Annotated in this window: 18 protein-coding genes; 10 read left to right on the top strand and 8 right to left on the bottom strand. The window is 60.4% G+C overall.

Features of this window, described 5'->3' with window-relative positions; genetic code table 11:
• Positions 1–34: 34 nt before the first annotated feature.
• Positions 35–2,131: a putative bifunctional diguanylate cyclase/phosphodiesterase gene (locus CNQ84_RS15315; protein WP_096005703.1), complete on the bottom strand. Its 2,097-nt coding sequence runs from the start codon at positions 2,129–2,131 to the stop codon at positions 35–37.
• A gap of 210 nt (positions 2,132–2,341) precedes the next feature.
• Here CNQ84_RS15315 and CNQ84_RS15310 point away from each other — a divergent pair, with 210 nt between their 5' ends.
• Positions 2,342–4,612, top strand: a complete 2,271-nt coding sequence (locus CNQ84_RS15310) for an ATPase, T2SS/T4P/T4SS family (RefSeq protein ID WP_217350112.1) — start codon at positions 2,342–2,344, stop codon at positions 4,610–4,612.
• 11 nt (positions 4,613–4,623) lie between these two features.
• Positions 4,624–5,712: an ATP-binding protein gene (locus tag CNQ84_RS15305; protein ID WP_096005702.1), complete on the top strand. Its 1,089-nt coding sequence runs from the start codon at positions 4,624–4,626 to the stop codon at positions 5,710–5,712.
• Between the two features lie 86 nt (positions 5,713–5,798).
• Here the strand turns inward: CNQ84_RS15305 and rimO are convergent, their stop codons facing one another.
• Positions 5,799–7,130, bottom strand: a complete 1,332-nt coding sequence (gene rimO, locus CNQ84_RS15300; RefSeq protein WP_096005701.1) for a 30S ribosomal protein S12 methylthiotransferase RimO — start codon at positions 7,128–7,130, stop codon at positions 5,799–5,801.
• Between the two features lie 200 nt (positions 7,131–7,330).
• On the opposite strand from rimO, the gene CNQ84_RS15295 reads away from it, so the two are divergent.
• The 3 genes from CNQ84_RS15295 to CNQ84_RS15285 all read left to right on the top strand — a co-directional run bounded on the left by CNQ84_RS15295 (position 7,331) and on the right by CNQ84_RS15285 (position 11,354).
• On the top strand, positions 7,331–7,843 hold the full coding sequence (locus CNQ84_RS15295; protein ID WP_096005700.1) for a sigma-70 family RNA polymerase sigma factor: 513 nt from the start codon (positions 7,331–7,333) through the stop codon (positions 7,841–7,843).
• Positions 7,822–8,817, top strand: a complete 996-nt coding sequence (locus CNQ84_RS15290) for a FecR domain-containing protein (RefSeq protein WP_096005699.1) — start codon at positions 7,822–7,824, stop codon at positions 8,815–8,817. Before CNQ84_RS15295 ends, CNQ84_RS15290 begins: the two co-directional genes overlap by 22 nt.
• An 86-nt stretch (positions 8,818–8,903) precedes the next feature.
• On the top strand, positions 8,904–11,354 hold the full coding sequence (locus tag CNQ84_RS15285) for a TonB-dependent siderophore receptor (protein ID WP_096005698.1): 2,451 nt from the start codon (positions 8,904–8,906) through the stop codon (positions 11,352–11,354).
• A gap of 49 nt (positions 11,355–11,403) precedes the next feature.
• On the opposite strand, the gene CNQ84_RS15280 is transcribed toward CNQ84_RS15285, so the two are convergent.
• The 4 genes from CNQ84_RS15280 to CNQ84_RS15265 all read right to left on the bottom strand — a co-directional run bounded on the left by CNQ84_RS15280 (position 11,404) and on the right by CNQ84_RS15265 (position 15,027).
• On the bottom strand, positions 11,404–11,622 hold the full coding sequence (locus tag CNQ84_RS15280; RefSeq protein WP_096005697.1) for a YgdI/YgdR family lipoprotein: 219 nt from the start codon (positions 11,620–11,622) through the stop codon (positions 11,404–11,406).
• Positions 11,623–11,740: 118 nt separating this feature from the next.
• Positions 11,741–12,697: an alpha/beta fold hydrolase gene (locus CNQ84_RS15275; RefSeq protein WP_217350111.1), complete on the bottom strand. Its 957-nt coding sequence runs from the start codon at positions 12,695–12,697 to the stop codon at positions 11,741–11,743.
• A 26-nt stretch (positions 12,698–12,723) separates the two neighbouring features.
• On the bottom strand, positions 12,724–13,539 hold the full coding sequence (locus CNQ84_RS15270) for an SDR family NAD(P)-dependent oxidoreductase (RefSeq protein ID WP_096005696.1): 816 nt from the start codon (positions 13,537–13,539) through the stop codon (positions 12,724–12,726).
• 15 nt (positions 13,540–13,554) lie between these two features.
• Positions 13,555–15,027, bottom strand: a complete 1,473-nt coding sequence (locus CNQ84_RS15265) for a flavin-containing monooxygenase (protein WP_096005695.1) — start codon at positions 15,025–15,027, stop codon at positions 13,555–13,557.
• 84 nt (positions 15,028–15,111) lie between these two features.
• Between CNQ84_RS15265 and CNQ84_RS15260 the strand changes: the two genes are divergently transcribed.
• Positions 15,112–15,729 carry a TetR/AcrR family transcriptional regulator gene (locus CNQ84_RS15260; protein ID WP_096005694.1) on the top strand — a complete coding sequence of 206 codons (618 nt, stop codon included), beginning with the start codon at positions 15,112–15,114 and terminating at the stop codon, positions 15,727–15,729.
• A gap of 57 nt (positions 15,730–15,786) precedes the next feature.
• On the opposite strand, the gene acnB is transcribed toward CNQ84_RS15260, so the two are convergent.
• On the bottom strand, positions 15,787–18,381 hold the full coding sequence (acnB, locus tag CNQ84_RS15255; protein WP_096005693.1) for a bifunctional aconitate hydratase 2/2-methylisocitrate dehydratase: 2,595 nt from the start codon (positions 18,379–18,381) through the stop codon (positions 15,787–15,789).
• A gap of 362 nt (positions 18,382–18,743) precedes the next feature.
• Between acnB and CNQ84_RS15250 the strand changes: the two genes are divergently transcribed.
• The gene (locus tag CNQ84_RS15250) at positions 18,744–19,190 is read left to right on the top strand and encodes a DUF1289 domain-containing protein (protein WP_165771308.1); all 447 of its coding nucleotides are present in this window, start codon (positions 18,744–18,746) and stop codon (positions 19,188–19,190) included.
• Between the two features lie 27 nt (positions 19,191–19,217).
• Here CNQ84_RS15250 and CNQ84_RS15245 read toward each other — a convergent pair whose 3' ends face one another.
• Positions 19,218–20,078 (bottom strand): universal stress protein, encoded by an 861-nt coding sequence (locus CNQ84_RS15245; RefSeq protein WP_096005691.1) that lies wholly within the window; start codon positions 20,076–20,078, stop codon positions 19,218–19,220.
• Between the two features lie 157 nt (positions 20,079–20,235).
• On the opposite strand from CNQ84_RS15245, the gene CNQ84_RS15240 reads away from it, so the two are divergent.
• The 3 genes from CNQ84_RS15240 to CNQ84_RS15230 all read left to right on the top strand — a co-directional run bounded on the left by CNQ84_RS15240 (position 20,236) and on the right by CNQ84_RS15230 (position 23,368).
• A complete protein-coding gene (locus CNQ84_RS15240; RefSeq protein WP_096005690.1) occupies positions 20,236–20,835 on the top strand; it encodes a MiaE family protein in 600 nt (199 codons plus the stop codon).
• A gap of 64 nt (positions 20,836–20,899) precedes the next feature.
• On the top strand, positions 20,900–21,757 hold the full coding sequence (locus tag CNQ84_RS15235; protein ID WP_096005689.1) for a substrate-binding periplasmic protein: 858 nt from the start codon (positions 20,900–20,902) through the stop codon (positions 21,755–21,757).
• Between the two features lie 135 nt (positions 21,758–21,892).
• The gene (locus CNQ84_RS15230; RefSeq protein ID WP_096005688.1) at positions 21,893–23,368 is read left to right on the top strand and encodes an aminotransferase-like domain-containing protein; all 1,476 of its coding nucleotides are present in this window, start codon (positions 21,893–21,895) and stop codon (positions 23,366–23,368) included.
• Positions 23,369–23,431: the final 63 nt, after the last annotated feature.

The raw sequence follows: 23,431 nt of genomic DNA, 5'->3' as shown, positions 1-23,431 counted from the left end.
AGAGGCGCCCCCGCCGCGCTATGTCGGGTGGCGCTCAAGTTGATTGTCCGCTGATCAGAGGGCTGCGTGGTGAGCTGAGGTACTGGGTTGCCGCAGCAATCTGCATCGGTTTGCTGAACAGGTACCCCTGAAACACGTCGCACTCCATACCGGTCAAAATCTGTTGTTGTTCCCGTGTTTCCACGCCCTCGGCCACCACCGCCAACCCCAGCTTGTGGGCCAGAGCAATGATGCCGGCACACAGGTCGGCCTCACGCGGGTCGCTGGCGATCTGCTGGATGAAACTGCGGTCCAGCTTGATCTTGTTGACCGGCAAACGCTTGAGGTAGGCCATGGATGAATAACCGGTACCAAAGTCATCAATCGACAAGGTCACGCCCAAATCCCGCAGCGCCTGCAGGTGCGCAATGGCCTGTTCCGGATCGTTGAGCATCATCGACTCGGTGACCTCCATGTGCAGCATGCCAGGGCGGATGGCGTAGGCATCAATCAGTGTAGCAACCCGCTCTATCAGCGAGGGGTGGGATAGCTGCGCAGGCGACAGATTGACCGCAATGGACACCAGCATGCCATCACGGGCCCAGGCCGCCATTTGCCGGCAGGCCTGCTCAATGACCCAGTCGCCCATCTCGACTATCAGCCCCAACTGCTCGGCGAGCGGGATAAAACGGTCAGGCGGGATCAGGCCGTGGTTCGGCCGATTCCAGCGAATCAGCGCCTCGACACCGGTAATGCGCCCGTCGCTGGCAGCGACCTTGGGTTGGTAATACAGCTCGAACTGATGCGCAGTCAGTGCCGCGCGCAGGTCGTGTTCAAGATCCAGCCGCTCGGTGGCGGCCTGGCTGAGTGAACTGGAGTAGAAAGTCCAGCGATTGCGGCCTTGCTCCTTGGCGTGATACATGGCGGATTCGGCATTGGCGAGCAGAGCCTGCGCAGTGCGGCCATCGTTGGGAAACAAGCCGATGCCCAGACTGGCGGTGAGGTGACAGGGCTGGTCATTCAGACGGTACGGCTCGTTGAGCAGGAGGCGAATGTGTTCGGCGAGAACGGCCGTCTCTTCTGGCCCTTCGATTTGCGCCAACAGCACCACAAAGGTGTTGCCGCCAACACGTGCCAGTTGTCCCTGCAACCAGCTGGCGGTTTCCAGCCGCAGCGCAGCCTGGCGCAGCACCTCATCACCGGCGCTTTGGCCCAGGCTGTTGTTCAGGTACTTGAACTGGTCTAGGTTGATGGTGATCAGCGCTGGCCCGGCCTGACGGTCAGAATTGGCCTTTATCTGCCAGGTGAGCGCCTCCTCCAGCCCGGTTCGATTGAGCAGGCCGGTCAGCGTATCTACGGTGCGCGCCTGCTCTGCGTCGCGGCGCAGGGCGAGCAGCTCGGTAATGTCCGACGAAAAGCCGATCAGCGCACGGGGGTGGCCCGGCAGGCGAATGGGCATCTTGATCGACCAGAAGTGACGATGGGCTCCCGAGCTGTCCACCAACAGCTCCTCGCAAGCCCGGCGCTGTTGGGAGTCCAGTACGTCCCGATCCAGTGTCATCAGCCGCCGGGCGACATCCGGGCTGTGCACATCCAGGTCGGTCAGTCCGATCACGTCTCTCTGCTCGCGCCCAAGCAGGGATATTACCTGCTGATTAGCGTACAGATAGGTGCCATCAAAGTCCTTGACGTAGATGTAGGCGTCGACGTTGGACAAGATGGTATTGAGCAACTGGTTATGGCGGATGGCGTCTGAGGTGTGGCGAACGTCATCGCCCAGCTGGGAGGAGATTCCGGTCAAGCCGACAATTTCGTTGCGCGGCCCCAGAATCGGTACCTTGATGGTCCAGAACAGCCGCGGTTCGGTTTCGTGCAACAGCAGAATCTGCTCTTCTTCATGCAGCTCTGCGCCACGTTCCAGCACTTCACGGTCATTGCGAATCAGCGAGTCTGAATGAGCAATGTCCATAAAGTCGGCGTCGGTCTTGCCGAGGATGTAGTCAAGCGGTCGGCTAAACAGCTCACATATTGCCTTGTTGGCATACAGGTAGGCGCCATTGCGATCCTTTGCGTATACGTAGGCTCCGACTGAGTCAAACAGGGAGCGCAGCGTTGTGCTGGTTGATTCGGTGATACTGCGGTTTACTGCCATTGGCTGTTCCCTACCATTGCCTGGGCCGCCGATGAGCTTATGAAATATGACAAAGATCGGCTGCGCGAGCAAAGCCGACTGCGATGATGCCGTTTCATTCGCGCACTCAATGGCGCATACGTACCCATCGAATGATGTGCTCTGCGCGTTTCAGGCCGGCGAATTTGTGATGTAGGGCTCGTTGGCCCTGAGGTATGCTGCGAGAAGAACATGATGATGCTGGCAGGGGGCTATATTGCAAACAGGGACTGGCAGACTCGCTGCGCTCATGCGCTGGCGAGCATTGATCGCAAGGCTTTTATTCTCAGTGATGGGCAACGGCGGGTCGCCGGTCGCGGCATCCCTCCGCTCAAGACGGTAGAGCAGATTTTGCAAGCCTGTCGGATCGGCCCCGGGGCTCGGGTACTGCACTTGGGCTCCGGTTCGGGCTACCTGACAGCGATACTGGCCGTGTTGGCCAAAGAAGTCATCGCCGTGGAGCGGCTGCAGAGCCTGGCCGAATTCTCACGCACCGCGCTGGCTGCCCAGGGGTTGCATAACGTCACAGTGCGCTGCGCTGACGTCGGTTCAGGGGCAGCCGACATGGCGCCCTTTGATCTGATTGTGGTATCCACCCCCAAGATCAAGACCCGCGAACCTCTGTGGGATCAATTGACCCTGCGCGGTGAGTTCCTTTGTGTCGAGATTGGCGAGGCGTCGCGGCAGCTGCTGGTCAAGTACATAAACCGGGGCAACAAACGCATCGCGCGCAGCGAGCACGGGTATATCGAGTTTGTTCCGGCGGGCGATGACATCTACGTCGAGCTGGGATTTGTCTCGCCCGAGATGTTGAACGAGGCGCGCGCCCGTGCGGGTCGCAACCGCTCCCTGGTGGTCGATGAAATCGCGCGTCTGCAGAACATCGACGCGCAAAAGCTGTATCGCGCGCTGTCGGATCAATACGGTCTGCCGCTGCTCAGCGCCAACGAGGTCATGGCGCAGATTGACCCCACGCTGCACGGCAACCTGTCGCGCGCCTACCTCAGCCACGAGCACATCATCCCGATCCATGCGGACAAATCCAGCGTAACCGTCGCCTGCCGGGATCCGAACGCACCGATGGACGAGGTGCAACAGTTGTTTCCAGGTCTGAAGATCAACCGCGTACTGGTCACGCCGGTTGATTATCGACGCATCTGGGGAGCGCTGGAGCGCGGTGAGAAGGGCGTGCGCAAAGCCGATGACAAGGCGCCAGGCAAAGCTGCAGATCTGCTGACGTCGGAAGCGCCACACAGTGACGCTCGCCTGGTCAACCTGTACGAGGCGCTGCTGCTGGATGCGGTGGCCGATCGCGCCAGTGACATCCATCTGGAGCGTTACGGCGCCAATATACGGGTACGCCTGCGGGTCGATGGCGAGCTGCGTGATCTGGATCATTACTACATCACGCCGGCCGAATATGCCGGTCTGATCAATGTGGTCAAGCTGCGCTCGGAGCTGAACATCGCCGAGCGCCGACTACCCCAGGGCGGCCGCTCGCAGGCACGGGTGGGCAACACCCACTATGACCTGCGCGTTCAGGTACAACCGTCGCTGCATGGCGAGCATGTGGTCATTCGCCTGTTACCGCAAAACTCGTCGCTGATCAGCATCGAACAGCTGGGCATGCAGGAGCATATTGCCAGCGCGTACCGCCGTTTGCTGCGAAATCCGGCGGGTTTGGTGCTGGTGGTGGGGCCAACGGGCTCAGGCAAAACCACCACGCTGAATGCCGGGCTGCAGCTGCTGGCTGAGGACACCACGCGCAAGGTCATCACGGTCGAAGATCCGATCGAATACTCTATCGACAACATCCAGCAGACGCGCGTACGGCCGGACATCGGCTTCAGCTTTGCCGATGCCATGCGCTCGTTCGTCCGCCAGGACCCGGATGTGATTCTGGTCGGCGAAATCCGTGACCATGAAACCGCGCAGGAAGCGATCCGTGCTTCCCAGACCGGCCATGTGGTGCTCTCAACGCTGCACTGCAACGATGCGGTCGATGCGGTGCAGCGCCTGTTCGACCTGAACGTGCACCCGAATTCGCTGGCCAGCGAACTGCTGGCTGTGATCGCTCAGCGCCTGGCCAAGCGGGTTTGCGAGCACTGCAAAGTGGAGGATGAGCCAGACCCGGACATCCTCAAGGAGCTGTTTCCCAAAGCCGCTCCCAAGGGCTTTCGCTGCTTCCGGGGCAAGGGCTGCCCGCAATGTAACGGCACTGGCACCAAGGGGCGAGTAGGGGTGATTGAATTCCTGCAGTTCAACGGTGAGCTGCGCAATGCCGTCTCCCGACGCACGCCGGTGGGCGAACTGCGTGCGCTGGCGCTCGACTCGGGATTGTACACCATGCGTGACAGCGCGCTGGATCACGTTATTCAGGGCAATATCCCGCTAAGCGAGCTGCCGCGAATTCTGCCGCAGGAGCGCATGGCACCGGAAAAACGCGGCCAATGGAAGGGCTGAGGAGAATGGGTATGAAAGATAAGGCCATCCAGCGGCCCGCCGCAGAAGATCGCTTTCAGGATCAACTGGTAAAACTTCAGCAGTGGGATGACGGCCCGGTGCCGCCCGGTTGGCTGCTGTCGCCCACGGCTATCGAGCACTTTGTGTTGGGTAACGATGCACTCGGCATTGAGCGCAAGTTCGTCGCGCCACGTGAGATGGTCAGCCGGGTTATCGTCTCGCTGGCAACCAACCGCGGCGCCATGCTGATCGGCGAGCCGGGTACCGCCAAGTCATGGTTGTCCGAACTCATCGCCTGCGGCGTATCCGGGCAGTCGCGCCTGACCATACAGGGGGGCACTATCTCGCATTACCGCCAACTGATCTATGACTGGAACACCAGCCTGCTCGACAAACTGGGCCCCTGCCGCGAAGCGTTGATACCCGGTGCGCTGTTTATCGGCATGGAGCAGGGCAAGCTGGTGCGCTTTGAAGAACTCGCCCGTTGCCCGCAGCTGGTGCAGGACGCGCTTTTGTCAATTCTGTCCGAGCGGCAGCTGCAGATACCCGAGTTGGCGGGGGAAGACGGCGTGCTCTATGCGCGTGAAGGCTTCAATGTGATTGCGACATCCAACTCGCTCGACCGCGGCCTGTTCGACATGAGCGCAGCGCTGAAACGCCGGCTCAACTTTGAAACCATCGAGCCCATCGATGATCTCGATGCCGAACTGGATATTGTGCAGCGCGAATCCAGCTTGCTGGCGCGTCAGTCAGGCGTGGAGATGGCTGCCGAGCCGGCCATTCTGGAGATGCTGGTAACGGTGTTTCACGAACTGCGCAACGGCCAGACGCTCAGTGGCCGCAGCACCGACCGACTGGCCGCCGCGGTGATGTCGACTGCCGAGGCGGTGGCTGTGGCTCACGCGCTGATGGTATACGCCTGGTATTACCGCGGCGGCATGATGGCGCCGGAAGACCTGCTGCACTTCATTATCGGTGCGGCGCTGAAAGATAACCCGCAGGACCGTCGTCGGGTACGTCATTACTTCGATACCGAAGTCAGCGGCAAGCAGGGTGAGCACTGGCAGCAGCTGTATCAACAGCGCCATTTGCTCGATTAAGCGATTAAGCGATCTCTGCGGGCCGGTACGAGCAGGATCCAGCGGGGGAGGCGGTCACCGGCAGGGCACGGCGACCGTTCACGGAATCAGGCCAACTGTGCCCAAAGATCGTACTCGTCGGCGTCGGTTACCACGACGGTGACCATATCGCCCGGTTTGAGGTCTTCGTCGGTATCGAGGTAAACGTTGCCGTCGATTTCCGGCGCGTCTGCCATCGAACGGCCGATTGGGCCTTCTTCGTCCACTTCGTCGATGATGACCTGGATGGTCTTGCCGATCTTCTGCTGCAGGCGCGCGGTGGAAATCGCCTGCTGGTGCGCCATGAAGCGCTCCCAGCGATCCTGCTGCACATCCTCCGGAATCGCTTCCAGCCCCAGATCATTTGCCGGCGCGCCTTCGACCGGGGAGTATTTGAAGCAGCCAACGCGGTCGAGCTGCGCTTCGGTCAGCCAGTCGAGCAGGTACTGGAAGTCTTCCTCGGTTTCGCCCGGGAAGCCGACGATAAAGGTCGAGCGGATGGTCAGCTCAGGGCAGATCTCGCGCCATTTCTTGATGCGGGCAAGGGTTTTGTCTTCAAACGCCGGGCGCTTCATGGCCTTGAGCACGTTCGGGCTGGCGTGCTGGAAGGGGATATCCAGGTACGGCAGGATCTTGCCCTCGGCCATCAGCGGAATCAGCTCGTCCACATGTGGGTAGGGGTAAACGTAATGCAAGCGTACCCATATACCCAGCTCGCTCAGCGCTTCGCACATCTCGGTCATGCGCGACTTGACCGGGCGGCCGTTCCAGAAGCCGGTGCGGTATTTGATGTCGACGCCGTAGGCGCTGGTGTCCTGGGAGATGACCAGCACTTCCTTCACGCCGGCCTTGGCCAGGCGCTCGGCTTCACTGAGCACCTCACCCACCGGGCGGCTGACCAGCTTGCCACGCATCGACGGAATGATGCAGAAGCTGCAGCTGTGGTTGCAGCCCTCGGAAATTTTCAGATAGGCGTAGTGGCGCGGCGTCAGCTTGACGCCCTGTGGCGGCACCAGATCGATCAGCGGGTTGTGATCCTGCTTGGGTGGTATTACCTCATGAACAGCACTGACCACCTGCTCGTACTGCTGTGGGCCGGTGACGGCGAGCACGCTCGGGTGCACGTCACGGATCGCGCTTTCTTCAACACCCATGCAGCCGGTGACGATCACACGGCCGTTCTCGGCGATGGCTTCGCCAATGGCATCCAGCGATTCAGCCTTGGCGGTATCGATAAATCCGCAGGTGTTGACCACCACAACGTCGGCGTCTTCGTAGGTGGGTACCACCTGATAACCTTCGGTGCGCAGCTGGGTCAGGATGCGCTCGGAATCAACCAGCGCTTTCGGACAGCCAAGGGAAACAAAGCCCACTTTAGGGGCGTTGGACGGGGTGGACATCAGGGACCTCACGGGAGAGCGGTGGCATAGTCTGCCATTCTTTGAAGCCGGGTATTTTATCTGCCAGCCGTGCGAGCTGCCAGCTTTGCGCTGCGCATCAGGCGCGGTAACCGACGGATTGCGCACCCAGTCGTTGCATCTGCCTGCGAGCACCTCTACAATGAGAATTATTCGCATCTAAGGCAAAGGGATTGAGTGGCATGACGGTGGGAGATCAGGCAAGGGAGGAGTGCGGCGCGCTCTACGCAGAGCACCATCGCTGGTTGCTTGGCTGGCTGCGTCAGCGTCTCGGATGCCTGCACGATGCGGCGGACCTGGCACAGGATACCTTTATACGAGTGCTCACCGCGCGCAATGTCGCTAGCGTTGAGCCGATTCACGAGCCACGGGCTTTCCTGCGTACCGTTGCCGGGCGACTGCTATCCAATCACTTGCGCCGGCGGGCCCTGGAACAGGCCTGGCAACAAACCTTGGCGAGTCTACCCGAGCCGGAGGTGCCGTCACCAGAAGTCCAGGCAGTGCTGCTGCAAACCCTGCATGAGATAGACGCGTTGCTCGACGGGTTGCCTGCCCGCGCGCGCCGGGTGTTCTTGCTCGCCCAACTGGAAGGATTGACCTATGCACAGATCGCCGAGCTGCTCGGCGTCAGTGTGCGCACCATCAAACGCGACATGGCGGAGGCCTTTGAGCAATGCATACTGCTGACCCCCTGACATCCAGCCACCCGCGCGAGGCTCTGGACCGCGCGGTCATTCGGGAAGCCGCTCAATGGCTGGTGCGTTGGCATGAGTCCGCACAGGACCCGCAACTGGCCGAGCAATTGGCCCAATGGCGGGCTCGCAGCGATCAGCATGAACAGGCCTGGCGCCGCGCCCTGCAGGTAAATGACAAGTTTGGTCTGGTGCCGCCACAGTTGGGCATGTCAGTGCTGAGCGAGCGCACCGAGCTATCGCGCCGCCGTGCGATCAAGTCGCTGGTGCTGTTGATGACGGTGGTACCGGCCGGCGTTGCCGGTTACCAGGTGTTGCCATGGCGGGAATGGCAGGCCGATTACGCCACCCGTACCGGCCAGCAACGTACCCTGACCCTCAACGACGGCAGCGAGCTGACCCTGAATACCGATACGGCGCTGGACGTACGATATGACCGCACCCAGCGCCTGATCCGCCTGCATCGCGGCGAGTTGCTGATCGATACCGGCGCTGATCCGGCGCAGTCTCACGACCCGCAGCGGCCGCTGCGGGTACTGACCCGACACGGTGGGGTACGGGCGTTGGGTACCCGCTTCGTTGTGCGTCAGCAGCGCGAGCATACGCTGGTTCAGGTGTTTGCTGGCGCGGTTGAGATCGAGCCGCGCAGCAGCGCGCGCAGGCCACTGATCCAGGCCGGTCAGCAATTGCGCTTTGACAGCCGTGGTGCCGGTTTGCCGCAACCGGTAGATCCGCATGGAGCCGACTGGGCAGAGGGGGTGCTGGTGGCCGATCGCCTGCCGCTTGGCCGTTTTCTGGCGGAGCTAGGCCGCTATCGCACGGGGCTGGTGCGTTGCGATGAACAGATTGCGCGCTTGCCGGTCAGTGGTGCCTTTCAGCTGGACAACACCGATCAGGTACTGGCCAGCCTTGCCTACAGCCTTCCGGTCAAGGTGGTCTATCGTACGCGCTACTGGGTGTCGGTCACCGCCGCCTGAGTTTTTCATTCGAGCTGTCCCCTTTTGGCGGCTCGCGTGTCTTCTACAGGGACAATTATCCGCTTCGCTTGAAAGGAGTCCTTGAGATGGCAGGCTTTTCCTCATCCGCCGTTGCGCTTACGCAGCGCGCCCGATTGGCCCCACTGGCATTGGCCATTGGCCTGAGCAGCGTCGCCGCGCCACTGGTGCACGCGGCGAACGCCAACGCATCCGTTAGCCATCATTACCAGATGCCAGCCGGTGATCTTGCCGGGGCGCTGACCGGTTTCGCCCGCCAGGCCGGCGTCAGCGTGCAGTTTGATGCCGCTCGGTTGGCGAATCTGCGTGCGCCGCAGCTGACCGGCGAATACAGTGTTGCCGCTGGTTTTGCGCAGCTGCTCAGTGGTACCGGCCTGCAAGCAGTCGAGCAGGGGCAGGGCGTGTATGTCGTTGTGCCGGCTGACACGGCCACTGACAGCACGCAGCTCGGCGTGTTGCTGGTGACCGGCGAGCGCGTGGCTGGAGACCCTACCGCACCGGTGGGCGGTGTGGTTGCCCGCAGCAGTCTGAGCGCGACCAAAACGGGCACCGACCTGATGGCTACGCCGCAGGCGGTCAACGTGGTTACCCGCGAAGAGATTGCAGCCCGCGGCGCTGGTGATCTGGCCCAAGCCCTGCAGTACACCCCGGGGGTTGTCAGCCAGTACGGCAATACCGACTTGCGTCATGACTGGTTTACGGTGCGTGGTTTCAATCCAGGCCGTTTTATGGACGGTTTGCGGCTGCCCTTTGGCGTACTGGGTTACGCCCAGCCGCGTATTGACCCGTTTCTGCTCGAGCGGGTGGAAGTGCTCAAGGGCCCGGGCTCGGTGCTCTATGGACAGTCCACGCCGGGCGGCCTGCTGAATATGGTCAGCAAACGTCCGACGGAGCAGGCCCAGGGTGAAGTCCATGCTGAATACGGGAGCTATGAGCACCGCGAGTTCGGTCTGGATCTGGGTGGACCGCTGGATGAGCAGGGGCGCGTACGCTATCGCATGGTTGCCCTGCTGCGCGATGCGGACTCTCAGGTCGATCACGTCGGCGAGGAGCGTCAGTTGCTGGCACCGTCTCTGTCCCTTCAGCTGAGCGAGAACACCGATCTGACGTTGCTGGCGCACTATCAGAAGATCGACGCCGACGGCGGCGGCGCGCCGCCCGCACTACCAGCGCAAGGCACCCTGTACGGCGGCGCGCCCTGGGGCAAGCTGGGCCCAGATACCTTCATTGGCGAACCCGGCTATGACCGTTTCACCAACGAGCAGATGTTCCTCGGCTACGAGCTTGAGCATCGCCTGAACGACGTCTGGACTCTGCGTCAGAATCTGCGGTTGGCGCGGGTCGAGACCGACACCCAGAGAGTGCAGGGCGCGGCCTTGATGGGCAACAACCTGGTGCGCTACGCCTGGGCGTTCCCGGAGAAGTCTGACTCCCTCACCCTCGACAACCAGGCGCTGGCCACCTTCACGCTGGGTCAGGCGGAGCACCAGGTACTGCTCGGGTTGGACTACCAGCAGGAGGATGGCACCTACGATGAGCATTTCGACGGGCTCAACGTCAGCCCCATCGATCTTGGTACGCTGGCCTACACGGGCGATGCGGTAAAACCGCCGTTGACGACGCGCCGTGAACAGGAACGCTATCAGGTTGGCGCGTATCTGCAGGATGAGATCGCCATCCATGGCTTTACCCTGCATCTGGCTGGCCGGTACGACCTGGCGAACGCCGACAATACCACCCGCAACATCGTTGCCGGCACCAAGACCCGTGTTGATCAGCGCGATGAGGCGTTCAGCGGGCGAGTTGGGCTGGTATATGAATTTGATAACGGGCTGGCACCCTACGTCAGCTACAGCGAATCATTCCTGCCCACCAGCGGCACCGACGCCAGCGGCAACGCCCTGAACCCGACAGAAGGCAAACAGTATGAGCTGGGATTGCGCTATCAGCCGGTTGGCGGTGGCAGCCTGTGGACCCTGTCTGCCTATGAGCTGACCCAACAGGATGTGCTGACTCGCGATCTGCTGACCAACGAGCGCTCGCAAACCGGTGAAGTGCGTATGCGTGGCCTGGAGCTGGAAGGCAAGGTGGAGCTGACTGAAGGCTTGCAGGCACTGGCGTCCTACACCTTGGCAGACAGTGAAATCACGCGCGATGGCAATCCGGCAATCAAGGGTAACGAGCAACCCTTCGTGCCCAATAAGCAGGGCAGTCTGTGGTTAGCCTACGCCGTTCAACAGGGCCCTCTGCGCGGGCTTGGACTGGGTGGTGGTGCCCGCTATATCGGTGAATCTTATGGTGAAACCGCAAACCTGTACGAGACCGACAGCGTGACCTTGTTCGATGCCAGTGTCAGTTATGATCTGGCCAAGGCGGTGGGGGCGGATAACGGGGTGACACTGCAACTCAGTGCCAACAATCTGACCGACCGGGAGTACATCTCAACCTGTATCTCGGCGCTGGGTTGTTACTGGGGGGAAGGGCGTACCGTCACCGGTTCGGTAACCTATAGCTGGTGAGACGCACGCCAGTGGTAAAAAAGGCCGCGTCAGCGGCCTTTTTATTTGATTAGCGCTCGATGATTTCCTTGACCTCTTCCTGCGGAATCTGGCGGTCGCGATCGGTGGCGTCCTCGTATTCCATCATGCCGGTTTCTTCATCAATTTCTGGTTTGTCCTCGGCTTCCATGATCTGACCATCGGTGGTGCGCACCAGATAGTCGTTGCCGCACGCGGTCAGGGCAAACAGGGCGAGAATGGCGATAGAGATCAATTTCAACTGATTCATGTGACTACTCCTTGCACATAGTTGTGTTTACCAAATACACAGTTTGTGACAGAAGAGTGACGTCAAAGGTTCAGTGAGGAGTGGGCGAGCGTGATCTCCATCACACTCGCCAGTGACCTCAAGCCGCCTTGGGTGCGGCTTGCAGGCGTGCGCGGATAAACGTCAGGCAGGCTTCCGGCTGGGTAATTGGCAGCATGTGGCCCCCATCAATCAGAGTCAGTTCCACATTGTCCAGACGGTCTGCCAAGGTTTGTCCCTGCTCCTGCGGATCAAGGATGCGATCTTCGCGCCCGTACAAAATGCCGATGGGCAGTCGAAGGTCGTCATAGCGTAATTGCATCTGTGGCAGCACGGCCTCCAGCGCGGTGAGATCCCGTGAGGCGGCAATGAAGTGGCTCGGGCGCAAGCCCAGCAGCCCGCCACCGCGAATCGGGAAGTCCTTTGGCGCCTGCTCTGGACCAAAGACCACGCCCAGTACCTGTTCGCGCTTGCGAATCGACAGCGGCACCGCCAATGTCCAGCCAACCAGCTTGCGCAACCAGCTGTAGCGAATGGTCAGTGCGGCAAAGGCATCGGACACCTGCGACGGCATGTAGATCAGCGGCGCGATGAGCGCCAGACCATTCACCTTATCGGGATGCCTGAGGGCGGTGGCCAGTGATACGGCACCGCCCAGAGAGTGCCCAACCAGCAGCGGGCGACCAAGGCCGAGGGCGTCGATGACCCCGGCAACCACGTCTGCCTGGACGGTCAGGGATGCGGATGCGGAGTCAGGTCGTACCGAGTAGCCGCTGCCCGGCCGGTCGATAGCAATTACCCGGTGAGTTTTGGCCAGCTCGTCGATCAGGCCGTAGCCAAAATTCTGCACAACGCCGGTCAGACCATGAATCAGTAGTATCGTATCCGGCCCAGAACCTTGCTCCACGTAGTGGATACGGTTGCCCATGATGGTGATGAAGCTGCCCTCAGGGGGCATGCCCAATTCAATCCGCTTGGCGACGAAAAGGGTGTAGAGAAACAGACCAAGCAGCGTGAGCCCGATCAGCACCAACAGTGTCATAAACAGAGTGTTCACGTTCAGTTCCCTTTTGCGTGGAGCCGTTAGTCGTTGTTTGAAGCCAGGCCGGGCAGCAGACGCCAGTAGCTCACCGGCATCAGCCGTTCGAGCCAGGACAGAATCAGTGCGTCGTTGCCCACGATCACTCGGGATTTGTTACGCTCAATGCCCCTGAGAATAATCTCGGCTGCACGGGCCGGTGGCATACGCAACAGGCGTGTGGCTCGTGCCAGCTTGCGGGCCTGGTCGGCCTCGCTGCTGCCTTCGGCAGGGCGCGCGCTGGTTGCAATGGCTGTGGCGACGCCGCCGGGGTGCACCACGGTAACGCCAACATTGCTGTCGTTGAGTTCAAGGCGCAAGGCATTCGAAAAGCCACGCACGGCGAACTTGCTCGCACAGTAGGCCGTCTGGCCTGCAGGCGTGATCAAGCCAAACAGGCTGGACAGGTTCACGATACGAGCTTCCGGGCGCTGACGCAGAAGCGGTAGAAAAGCCCGGCACATGGTTACAACGGCGTCAAAGTTGATACGCATCAGCCAGTCAAAGTTCTCAACACTGACCTGCTCGAACGTGCCACCCAAGGCAACGCCTGCATTATTGATCAAGAGATCGACCTGACCGTGGGCAGCGATGACAGCGTCGGGCATGGCGGCTACAGCGCTGCGGTCGGCAACGTCGAGAGTATGCTCGCTGACTCTGACGCCCAGCGCCCTTACTTGTGCTGCCGTTTCAGCCAGCGCGGTGGCATTCACGTCCGCCAGCGCCAGGTGACATCCCGATTGCGCCAGCGCGCTCGCCAACGCACGACCAATACCGCTCCCTGCCCCTGTCAGTACTGCTACACACTCTTTGGTCTGCATGGATTCTTATCCTTGTTATTGAAACTGCATGACGCCGTCATCGATACGGCCATACTGAATGGTCAGCTTGTCTTTCAGGTAGTTCTGATGAACCTGCCACGGAGCGCGGTCGCCTTGCTTGGGCAGTACATTCGCCGCGCGTTGCACGTAGCCAGAAGTAAAGTCGAGGAAGGGTTGTTCCTGCACAGACGTGTCGCGTCGAACCACCGCCTCACGGTAGTTGTGCTTGTCCATGTAGCGCAGCAGACGACAGGCGTAGTCGGCAGTCAGTTCGGCCTTGAGCGTCCAGGACGCGTTGGTATAGCCGAACGTGACGATCATGTTGGGCACATCGCTGAGCATCATGCCCTTGTAGGACATGCGCTCGTTGAACAGCATCGGTGCGCCATCCACGGTCAGGACAACATCGCCCAGTGCGTTAACTTTCAGGCCAGTCGCCGTGACGATGATATCGGCTTCCAGCTCCTGGCCGGAGTGCAGGCGAATCCCGTTTTCAGTAAACGTCTCAATGGTATCGGTCACCACGCTGGCGCGGCCGGCGCGTACATCTCTGAACAGGTCGCCATCAGGAACCGCACAAACGCGCTGGTCCCAGGGCTTGTAGTCCGGGGTGAAGTGTTTCATGTCAACATCGCCGACCTGCGTCTTGACCATATGCAGGACACGTTGCTTGAACTGGTCCGGCCGGTTGCGTGCAAGCTTGTAGAAGAACTGGGTAAGAAAGACGTTCTTCCAGCGCGTGAGCGAGTGTGCCACGTGCAACGGCAACCACTTCTGCAGTGACTGGGCGATGCTGTCGCGCTGCGGCCGCGCGACCACATAGCTGGGTGAGCGTTGCAGCATGGTCACATGTCCAGCGGTCTTGGCCATGGCCGGAATCAAGGTTACAGCGGTAGCACCACTGCCGATGACCACCACGCGCTTGCCTGCGTAATCTAGGTCTTCGGGCCAGAACTGCGGATGAATGATCTGCCCTTTGAAGTTCTGCTCATTGGGGAAGGTCGGGCGATAGCCTTCGTCGTAGCTGTAGTAGCCGGAGCAGGAGAACAGAAAACGCGCCTCGTAGTGCTCCTCATGCTCAGCTCCGGAGGCGTCGGTTGCCTTGGCAACAACTTGCCAGCGCGAGGTCTCACTTGACCAGTTGGCAGACACCACCCGTCGCTGGAAGCGGATGTTGTGAATGGCACCGGAGTCTTCGGCGATCTCTTCGATATAGCGCTTGATGTCTGGACCGTCGGCGATGGCTTTGCGGTTGCTCCAGGGTTTGTAGCTGTAGCTTAGGGTATACATGTCTGAATCTGAGCGAATGCCGGGATAGCGAAACAAGTCCCAGGTCCCGCCAATGGACTGGCGACGCTCTAGAATGAGGTAACGCTTGTCCGGACACTTTTCGCTCAACGCGTGGGCTGCGCCGATGCCGGAAAGGCCCGCGCCGATAATCAGCACGTCCAGTGGTACAGGTTCAAATGCTTGTTGTTGTTGTGTCATTGTTGTGTCCCGTCACGTGGGTATTGGTGACAATCTAGATTGTCATATATGCTCTTGGCAATCCTCGTTGTCAGAATTCACCCAATGAATACAGCTACTACCGTTCGCCGTTATCGCGGAAGCTCGCCACAAGAGCGCAAGGCCTTGCGCCGCCAGCAACTGATTGATGCAGCCACCAGAGTATATGGCGAACATGGCTACCGGCATTCAGGCGTCAAGCAGGTCTGCGATGCCGCCGGCCTTACCCAGCGCTACTTCTATGAATCCTTCAGCCACAGCGATGAGCTGTTGATTGCCTGCTACGAGCAAGCTGCGAGGCAGCTAAGGGAGATCAATATGGCCGCCGCAGAGGCGGTGGGAGGCAGTCGCCTGCACCGTAGTCACGCCATGCTCTGTGCCTACTTCGGTTATCTGCGAGATAACCCCAGAGTCGCGCGCCTGTTGCTGCTGGACATACGCGGCATCAGTGCGGCGGTTGATCAGGCGATTGACGAAGCGCTGAAAGCCAGCAGTGATGACATGACTCGCGCGCTGGCAGAGCCAGGCGAGAACTTTGACGAGCTGCTGCAGGCCGGGATTTTGGGCGGTGTCATCCACATAGCCTTGCATTGGATGGCGTCGGGATATGCTCAGCCAATTGAACGTGTTGTCGAGGCCGCCTTGAAGCTGGGGGCCTCGCTGCTGGATGAGGACAGCCCCTAAAAGCAACACAGACACAAAAAAACCCGCATTACGCGGGTTTTTTTGTCGTGCCTGCTATCAGAGCTGCTCGACCGGAATGGACGCAGCGGCTTTCTGGTAGGACTCGATTTCGTTGAAGTTCATGTAGCGATAGACATCGCTGGCCATGCTGTCCAGATCGGCAGCGTAGCCCATGTACTCTTCAACGCTCGGCAGACGGCCCAGAATGGACGCTACCGAGGCCAGCTCGGCGGAAGCCAGGTACACATCAGCGCCATCACCCAGACGGTTCGGGAAGTTCCGTGTGGAGGTGGAGACAACAGTGGACTTGGCAGCAACGCGCGCCTGGTTACCCATGCACAGCGAGCAGCCCGGCATTTCCATACGCGCACCGGCTTTGCCGTAGATGCCGTAGTAGCCTTCTTCGGTCAGCTGATACTGATCCATCTTGGTCGGCGGAGCCAGCCACAGACGGGTCGGGATGGCGCCCTTGTTCTTCTCGAGCAGCTTACCAGCCGCGCGGAAGTGCCCGATGTTGGTCATGCAGGAACCGATGAAGACTTCGTCGATCTTGTCGCCAGCAACGCTGGACAGCAGGCGTGCGTCGTCCGGATCGTTTGGTGCACAGAGGACCGGCTCCTTGACGTCGGCCAGATCGATTTCGATCACAGCGGCGTACTCGGCATCGGCGTCGGCAGCCATCAGGCTCGGGTTGGCCAGCCACTCTTCCATCGCCTTGGCGCGACGCTCCAGGGTGCGCGGATCCTGATAGCCGTTAGCAATCATCCAGCGCAGCAGGACGATGTTGGACTTCAGGTATTCGGCAACGGACTCTTCGCTCAGCTTGATGGTACAGCCGGCAGCGGAACGCTCAGCAGACGCATCGGACAGCTCGAACGCTTGCTCGGCGGTCAGGTGGTCCAGGCCCTCGATCTCGAGAATGCGGCCGGAGAAGATGTTCTTCTTGCCTTTCTTCTCGACGGTCAGCAGACCTTGCTGGATGGCGTAGTAGGGGATGGCATGAACCAGGTCACGCAGGGTGATACCGGGTTGCATCTTGCCCTTGAAGCGGACCAGAACGGATTCCGGCATGTCCAGCGGCATCACGCCGGTGGCTGCTGCGAAGGCGACCAGGCCAGAACCGGCCGGGAAGGAGATGCCCATCGGGAAGCGGGTGTGCGAGTCACCACCGGTACCAACGGTATCAGGCAGCAGCATGCGGTTCAGCCAGCTGTGAATGATGCCGTCACCCGGGCGCAGCGCAACGCCACCACGGTTGTGGATGAAGTCGGGCAGGGTGTGGTGCGTGGTCACGTCGATCGGCTTCGGGTAGGCCGCAGTGTGACAGAACGACTGCATGACCAGGTCAGCGGAGAAGCCCAGGCAAGCCAGGTCTTTCAGCTCGTCGCGGGTCATCGGGCCAGTAGTGTCCTGAGAACCGACGGTGGTCATCTTCGGCTCGCAGTAAGTGCCGGGGCGAATACCCTCGACGCCACAGGCTTTACCCACCATCTTCTGGGCCAGGGTGTAACCCTTGCCAGTGTCAGCCGGTTGCTCGGGCTTACGGAACAGGTCGGAAGAGCCCAGACCCAGTTCGGCACGTGCCTTCTCGGTCAGGCCACGGCCGATGATCAGCGGAATACGGCCGCCAGCGCGTACTTCGTCCAGCAGCACCTGCGTCTTCAGCTCGAAGGTGGTGATGACGTCGTCAGTGCCGTGCTTGCAGACCTTGCCTTCGTAGGGGTAAACGTCGATAACGTCGCCCATGTTCAGGTCGGTGCAATCAAACTCGATCGGCAGGGCGCCAGCGTCTTCCATGGTGTTGTAGAAGATCGGGGCAATCTTGGAGCCGAAGCAGAAACCGCCTGCACGCTTGTTCGGAACGTTCGGGATGTCGTCACCGAAGAACCACAGCACAGAGTTGGTTGCAGATTTACGGGAAGAACCGGTGCCGACCACGTCACCAACGTAGGCAACCGGGAAGCCTTTGGCTTTAACTTCTTCGATCTGCTTGAGCGGGCCAACAGCGCCCGGCTCGACCGGCTCGATGCCGTCACGGGCCATTTTCAGCATGGCCAGAGCGTGCAGCGGGATGTCCGGGCGGGACCAGGCATCGGGCGCCGGAGACAGATCGTCGGTGTTGGTTTCGCCAGGAACCTTGAAAACGGTCAGGGACAGCTTTTCAGCAACAGCAGGCTTGTTGACGAACCACTCGCCGTCAGCCCAGGACTGCAGTACCGCCTTGGCGTGGGTGTTGCCAGCCTTGGCTTTTTCCGCAACGTCGTGGAACGCATCAAACATCAGCAGGGTATGCTTCAGTTGCTCGGCAGCGGTGGCAGCCAGCGCAGCGTCGTCCAGCAGCTCAACCAGAGTGGCAATGTTGTAGCCGCCCTGCATGGTGCCCAGCAGCTCAACAGCGCGTTCTTTATTCAGCAGCGGGGAGGTGGCTTCGCCCTTGGCGATAGCGGAGAGGAAACCAGCCTTGACGTAGGCCGCTTCGTCCACGCCCGGCGGGACGCGATTGGTCAGCAGGTCGAGCAGAAACTCTTCTTCACCTGCCGGCGGGTTTTTCAGCAGATCAACCAGACCTGCAGTTTGTTCGGCGTTCAGCGGCTGGGGCACGACGCCCTGAGCGGCGCGCTCTTCAACGTGTTTGCGATAGGCTTCAAGCACAGTTATTACCCTCATCAGTCTGTTCCGCTCATGACGGAACGGTAATCCTCTCGGACTCCGGGAAGCACTGAATAATCATCTTGGATAAGGGAGCTATTCAGTGCTTCCCTGGCGTGCCGGCAATAAGACTGTGTGCAAGCGCAGACCCGTTCTGGTGGGGGGCAACCTGGGTAACTGGTGTTGGCAGATACGTAACGGGTTGCGGGCAAACGCCTGAAGCACAGCCCTAACGGCGGGCTGATTCTACAGGATGGCGAACCCAAAGTTAAGCTGTATCCCGGATGAGGCAGGCGTGCGTTGGTCGTCTTGGGATCAGGCCGCGACTGGTCTATCATGGTGCATTTGCCGTTGAGCACTGCCGCATGCCCTCCGATTCTGACGCCTACACCAGTAAAACGCCCTGTATTGGGCTGTGCTCCACCGTATTCGGTGATCTGGTGTGTCGCGGCTGCAAGCGCTTCAGCCATGAAATCATTGACTGGAACCGCTACGACAACGGTCAGCGTGCGGCGGTCTGGCGTCGTCTGGAACAGCTGCTGGAGCAGTTGATCTGGAACCGCTTTGAACTGGTATCGGTGTGGGCACTGGAGGGTGAGCTGAAGCGACTGAAGGTGCCTGCAGCCCCCAATATGCCCGTGAGTATCAAGGTCTGGCGCCTGTTGCCTCGCCTGGCTGAGGGCGGTTTGGAGAGTGCGGGCCTGCGCCTGCAGCCCTTGTGGCATGGCGCGACACTGAAGCAGGTGCGAGATAACCTGGATCAGGCCTTCTTTGACCTGTCCACGGCCTACTACGACCGGCGGGTGCCCTGAACGCACGGCACCCGCTGGTACACAGGCCTACTTTTCCAGCAGCGCTTCAAGGTGCGCCAGAGTATCTTCCGGTTTCAGCACCAGGATGTCGCTGTTGACCTGATCCAGCACCACTTCGGCAGTATTGCCGATCAGCGCGCCGGCGATCCCCTTGCGGCCCACAGTCCCAATAATGATAACGCTGGCACCGATACGGTTGGCCACCTGCGGCACCAGCGTATCCGCCGGGCCTTCATCGATATGCAGGTGCTGGTCGTCGATACCGTAGAGCTTCACATAGGGTTCGGCGCGAGCGCGGTATTCGGCAGCAATGCTGTCCTTGAGCTGAAACGCCGGATCGGCGGCAGACAGCATCGGGGCAGGGTGGGCCGAAACCAGGTGCAGGTCGCCATCAATCATGTCAACGATATCAGCGGCGTGGCTGACAATGGTGTCGTGCAACACGTGATGCTGGTCGTCGTGGTTGCCGACATCCACCGCCGCCAGAACAGAACCTTTGATCCAGCTGTCGCTGTTCTTGACCATCAGCACGGGCGCCGGGCAGTAGCGCAGCAACTTCCAGTCGTCCGGCGTTAGCAGCGCCTTGCGCAGCGGGTTATCCGGACGGTGCTGCTTGACGACCAGGTCGCAGCCTTCGCGGGATACGGCGCGGCAGATGGTATCAGTACTGTTGTGGTGCCAATCCTGGGTGACGCTGCAGCGAATCCCCTTGGCATCCTGCTCGACACGCAGGCGAGCCAGCAGGTCGCTGTAATCGGCGCGGTCCTCACACACCAGCAGGTGCAGTTCGCATTCAATAAAGCCCGCGATCAGGCTAGCGCGGTTCAAGGCGACCTGCTCCTCCTGGCTGGGATCGATAACAACTAGAATGCGTTTCACGGCTTGCATGGCTTTCTCCCTGTTGTGCAAAAGGCAATCTTGCCCGATGTTCCCAATGTAGTTGTTTTTTACCCGGTTTGTGTTGATCCATGTCTATTCGGGCTGTGGATGGAGGGTTCAGCAGGTATACTCTGCGGCGTTGCTGTTATCACCTGCGAAAAGACTCATGCTGCCCGACGAACTCCTCGCCTTTCTGCCTTGCCGTACCCCTGATGCCTGGATTGAGCAGGCATTGGCGCACCCGCAAGAACTGCTGATCGACCACGCCAACTGCGAAAAGAAAGCCGCCTCCACGGCGCTGATGTTGATGTTTCGCTATGTCGACAAGCCGGATCTGCTGCAAAAGATGTCGCGTCTGGCGCGTGAGGAATTGCGTCATTTCGAGCAGGTCACCGCAATCATGCAAAAGCGCGGCATCCGTTATCGCGGGCTGTCTGCCAGTCAATATGCGCAACGCCTGCGTCAGCACGTACGCACCACAGAGCCGGGCCGGCTGGTTGATACGCTGATTGTGGGGGCGTTCATCGAGGCGCGTTCATGCGAGCGCTTCGCCAAGCTGGCACCGCATCTGGACGAGGAGCTGGGCGACTTCTACCGCTCACTGCTTAAGTCCGAGGCACGGCACTATCAGGATTACTTGCGTCTGGCCAAGGCTTACGCGGACGCGCCAATCGACGAACACATTGCCCGCTTTGCCCAGGCAGAGCAGCAGGCCATTCTCGCCGCTGATCAGGAGTTTCGTTTTCACAGCGGTGTAGCGGCCTGAATACTGAACCCGTGACGCTGTTCCGGGTCTGTTTGCGCTGTAGCCCACCAACCAGGGATTGATCATGTTCACATCAGGCTCCAATCGATTTCTCGCCCTGACAACGGCTCTGGTGCTGGGCGGGGTTTTCAGCTCGACGCCGGTGCACGCCGAGCTCACCAACTGTGAACGCGTTGTGGTTACCGGCAACCCGGCCTATCCGCCACTGACCTGGGCACCAGAGGACGGAGACGTGGCGCTGACCGGGGTGACTATCGAGATGCTCAGCAACGCGCTGCAGGGCTCTGGAGTCGAGGTGGAGCTGCTGGATCTCGGTTCACGCGCCAAGGCGCTGGAGGCTGTTGAGGCAGGGCAGGTGGACATCATGGCCGGCCTGTTTCTCAGTCGCGAGCTGCTGAGCTCACTCGACTTCGTCTATCCGCCGGTGGTGGATGTGCCGAGCGTCTTCTTTGTACGCCGCGGCGCAGCCTTCCCTTACACCGGCTGGCAGGATTTACGCGGCAAGCGGGGCGCAGCGCAGCAGGGCAGCCGCTTCGGGCTATCCTTCGACACCTACGCGACAGACAATCTGGACCTGCAGCGTGAAGCCTCCGGCGAGCGCGCCCTGCGCAAGCTGCTGGCAGGTGAGCTGGATTACGTGGTGCTGGAACGTTACCAGGGGCTCGCCCTGGCCGAGCAAATGGGAGTAGACGCTCAGCTTGACACGTTGGAAGGCTCTTTCATCAACGCACCACTGTATCTGGCCATTTCTCACAATTCGGTGTGCAACACGCCTGCACTGCGTTCAGCACTCGCTCTGGGCATGCTCGAACAGCAGCAGCGCAACGAGGGCTCGCGCCTGCTCGACAAGTATCGAGGCATCTGGGCCGCGCCTTTCCGTCCGGTCAGCGAGCCGGCAGCAGATATACCTCTGGCGGAATAATCGCCACTGATCAGCAATCAACTGGACAACCGGTAGCAGCATAAACTGTACTGGTTAACTGTGGCGCATCTGTCACTGTGCTGCTGCAACTGTACCGGATAAGCTCTGTGGTCGGTCTGCTCCAGGAGGTTTGTCATGACCAGTCTGCTGTACCAGCGTATCGCCCAGCAATTGGCGGAAGATATTCAGAATGGCGTCTATCGACCGGGTGAGCGGGTACCCTCGGTACGCAAGCTGAGCACCCAGAAGGGCGTTAGCCATGCAACCGTGCTGCAGGCCTACGCCACCCTGGAGGACCAGGGGCTGATTCATGCGCGCCCGCAGTCCGGCTACTACGTTCATCAGACCCCGGCGCTGACCGCGCCCAAGCCGCAAATCGCCAAGGTTGAGGCGCCCTACGCGGTTACCCGTAGCAGCATCATCAGCGAGATTCTCTCGCAGGCGCGGCGCGAAGGAATCATTCCGCTCGGCGCGGCGGTGCCGGCTAGTGATTATCTGCCGCTGCGTGCGCTGCATCAGCAGATGAGCAAGATCACCCGCTTTCATAGCCACAAGGCGTTCAGTTACACCTTTAGCCCGGGTTACGAACCGCTGCGTCGCCAGGTGGCCATTCGGATGCGCGATGCTGGTGCGGCTGTTGACCCCAGCAATGTGGTTATCACCAATGGCTGCGTCGAAGCCTTGCAACTGGCACTGCGCGCGGTCACGCGCCCGGGCGACCTGATCGCGACCGAATCCCCCAGCTATTACGGCACAGTGCAGCTATGCCAATTGCTGGAGTTGCAGGTCATCGAGATTCCGACCGATCCCGATACCGGGCTCAGCCTGGAAGCGCTGCAGCGCGCGCTGGACAAGTGGCCCATCAAGGCGCTGGTGCTGACCGCGCGAGCCGGTAATCCGATGGGCGCAACCATGCCAGAGGCCCGGCAGCGCAAGCTGGTCGGCATGATGGCGCAGCGCAAGCTGACGATCATCGAAGACGATATTTATGGCGAGCTGATGTTTGACCAGGGACAATCGCGTGCGCTCAAGGCCTTCGACTGCTCCGACACCGTGATCTACTGCTCCAGTTTTTCCAAGACCATCTCGCCCGGCGTGCGGACTGGCTGGCTGATCACGCGGCGGTACCAGCAGGCAATTGAGCAGCTGCAGACATTCACCACGCTGTCGGCCTGCAGCGTCAGCCAAATGGCGGTGGCTGCCTATCTGGAAAATGGCGGCTACGACCGGCACCTGCGCCACATCCGGCAGGAGTACTGCAAGAACCTCAGCCAGTTTCAGCTGGCGGTACAGCAATACTTCCCGGAAGGTACGCAGATATCTCGGCCGCGTGGTGGCTACATACTCTGGATCAGCCTGCCTGGCGGGGCCGATACGCTGACGTTGTTCAACTGGGCGTTGGCGCAAAACATCAGTATCGCGCCGGGCATCGTGTTCAGTAACTCGGACCAGTTTAACCACTGTCTGCGCCTCAACTGCGGTATTCCCTGGAACCGATCGACAGAGCAGGCTGTCATGACGCTGGGTGTGCTGGCCCGGCAGCTGGTGTCAGAGTCAGCCCGCAGCGCCGGCGGATTGAGCGTTGAGATGGCTTATGAATCAGCAAGCTGAGTCTATTGTTTAAAGTAAAACGACAAGGCCCGCACAATGTGCGGGCCTTGTCGTTTCAGCCGT

It is taken from the genome of Pseudomonas abyssi (assembly GCF_002307495.1).
GTDB classification, from domain to species: Bacteria; Pseudomonadota; Gammaproteobacteria; order Pseudomonadales; family Pseudomonadaceae; genus Halopseudomonas; species Halopseudomonas abyssi.
This window is presented reverse-complemented; position numbering and strand designations above follow the sequence as displayed.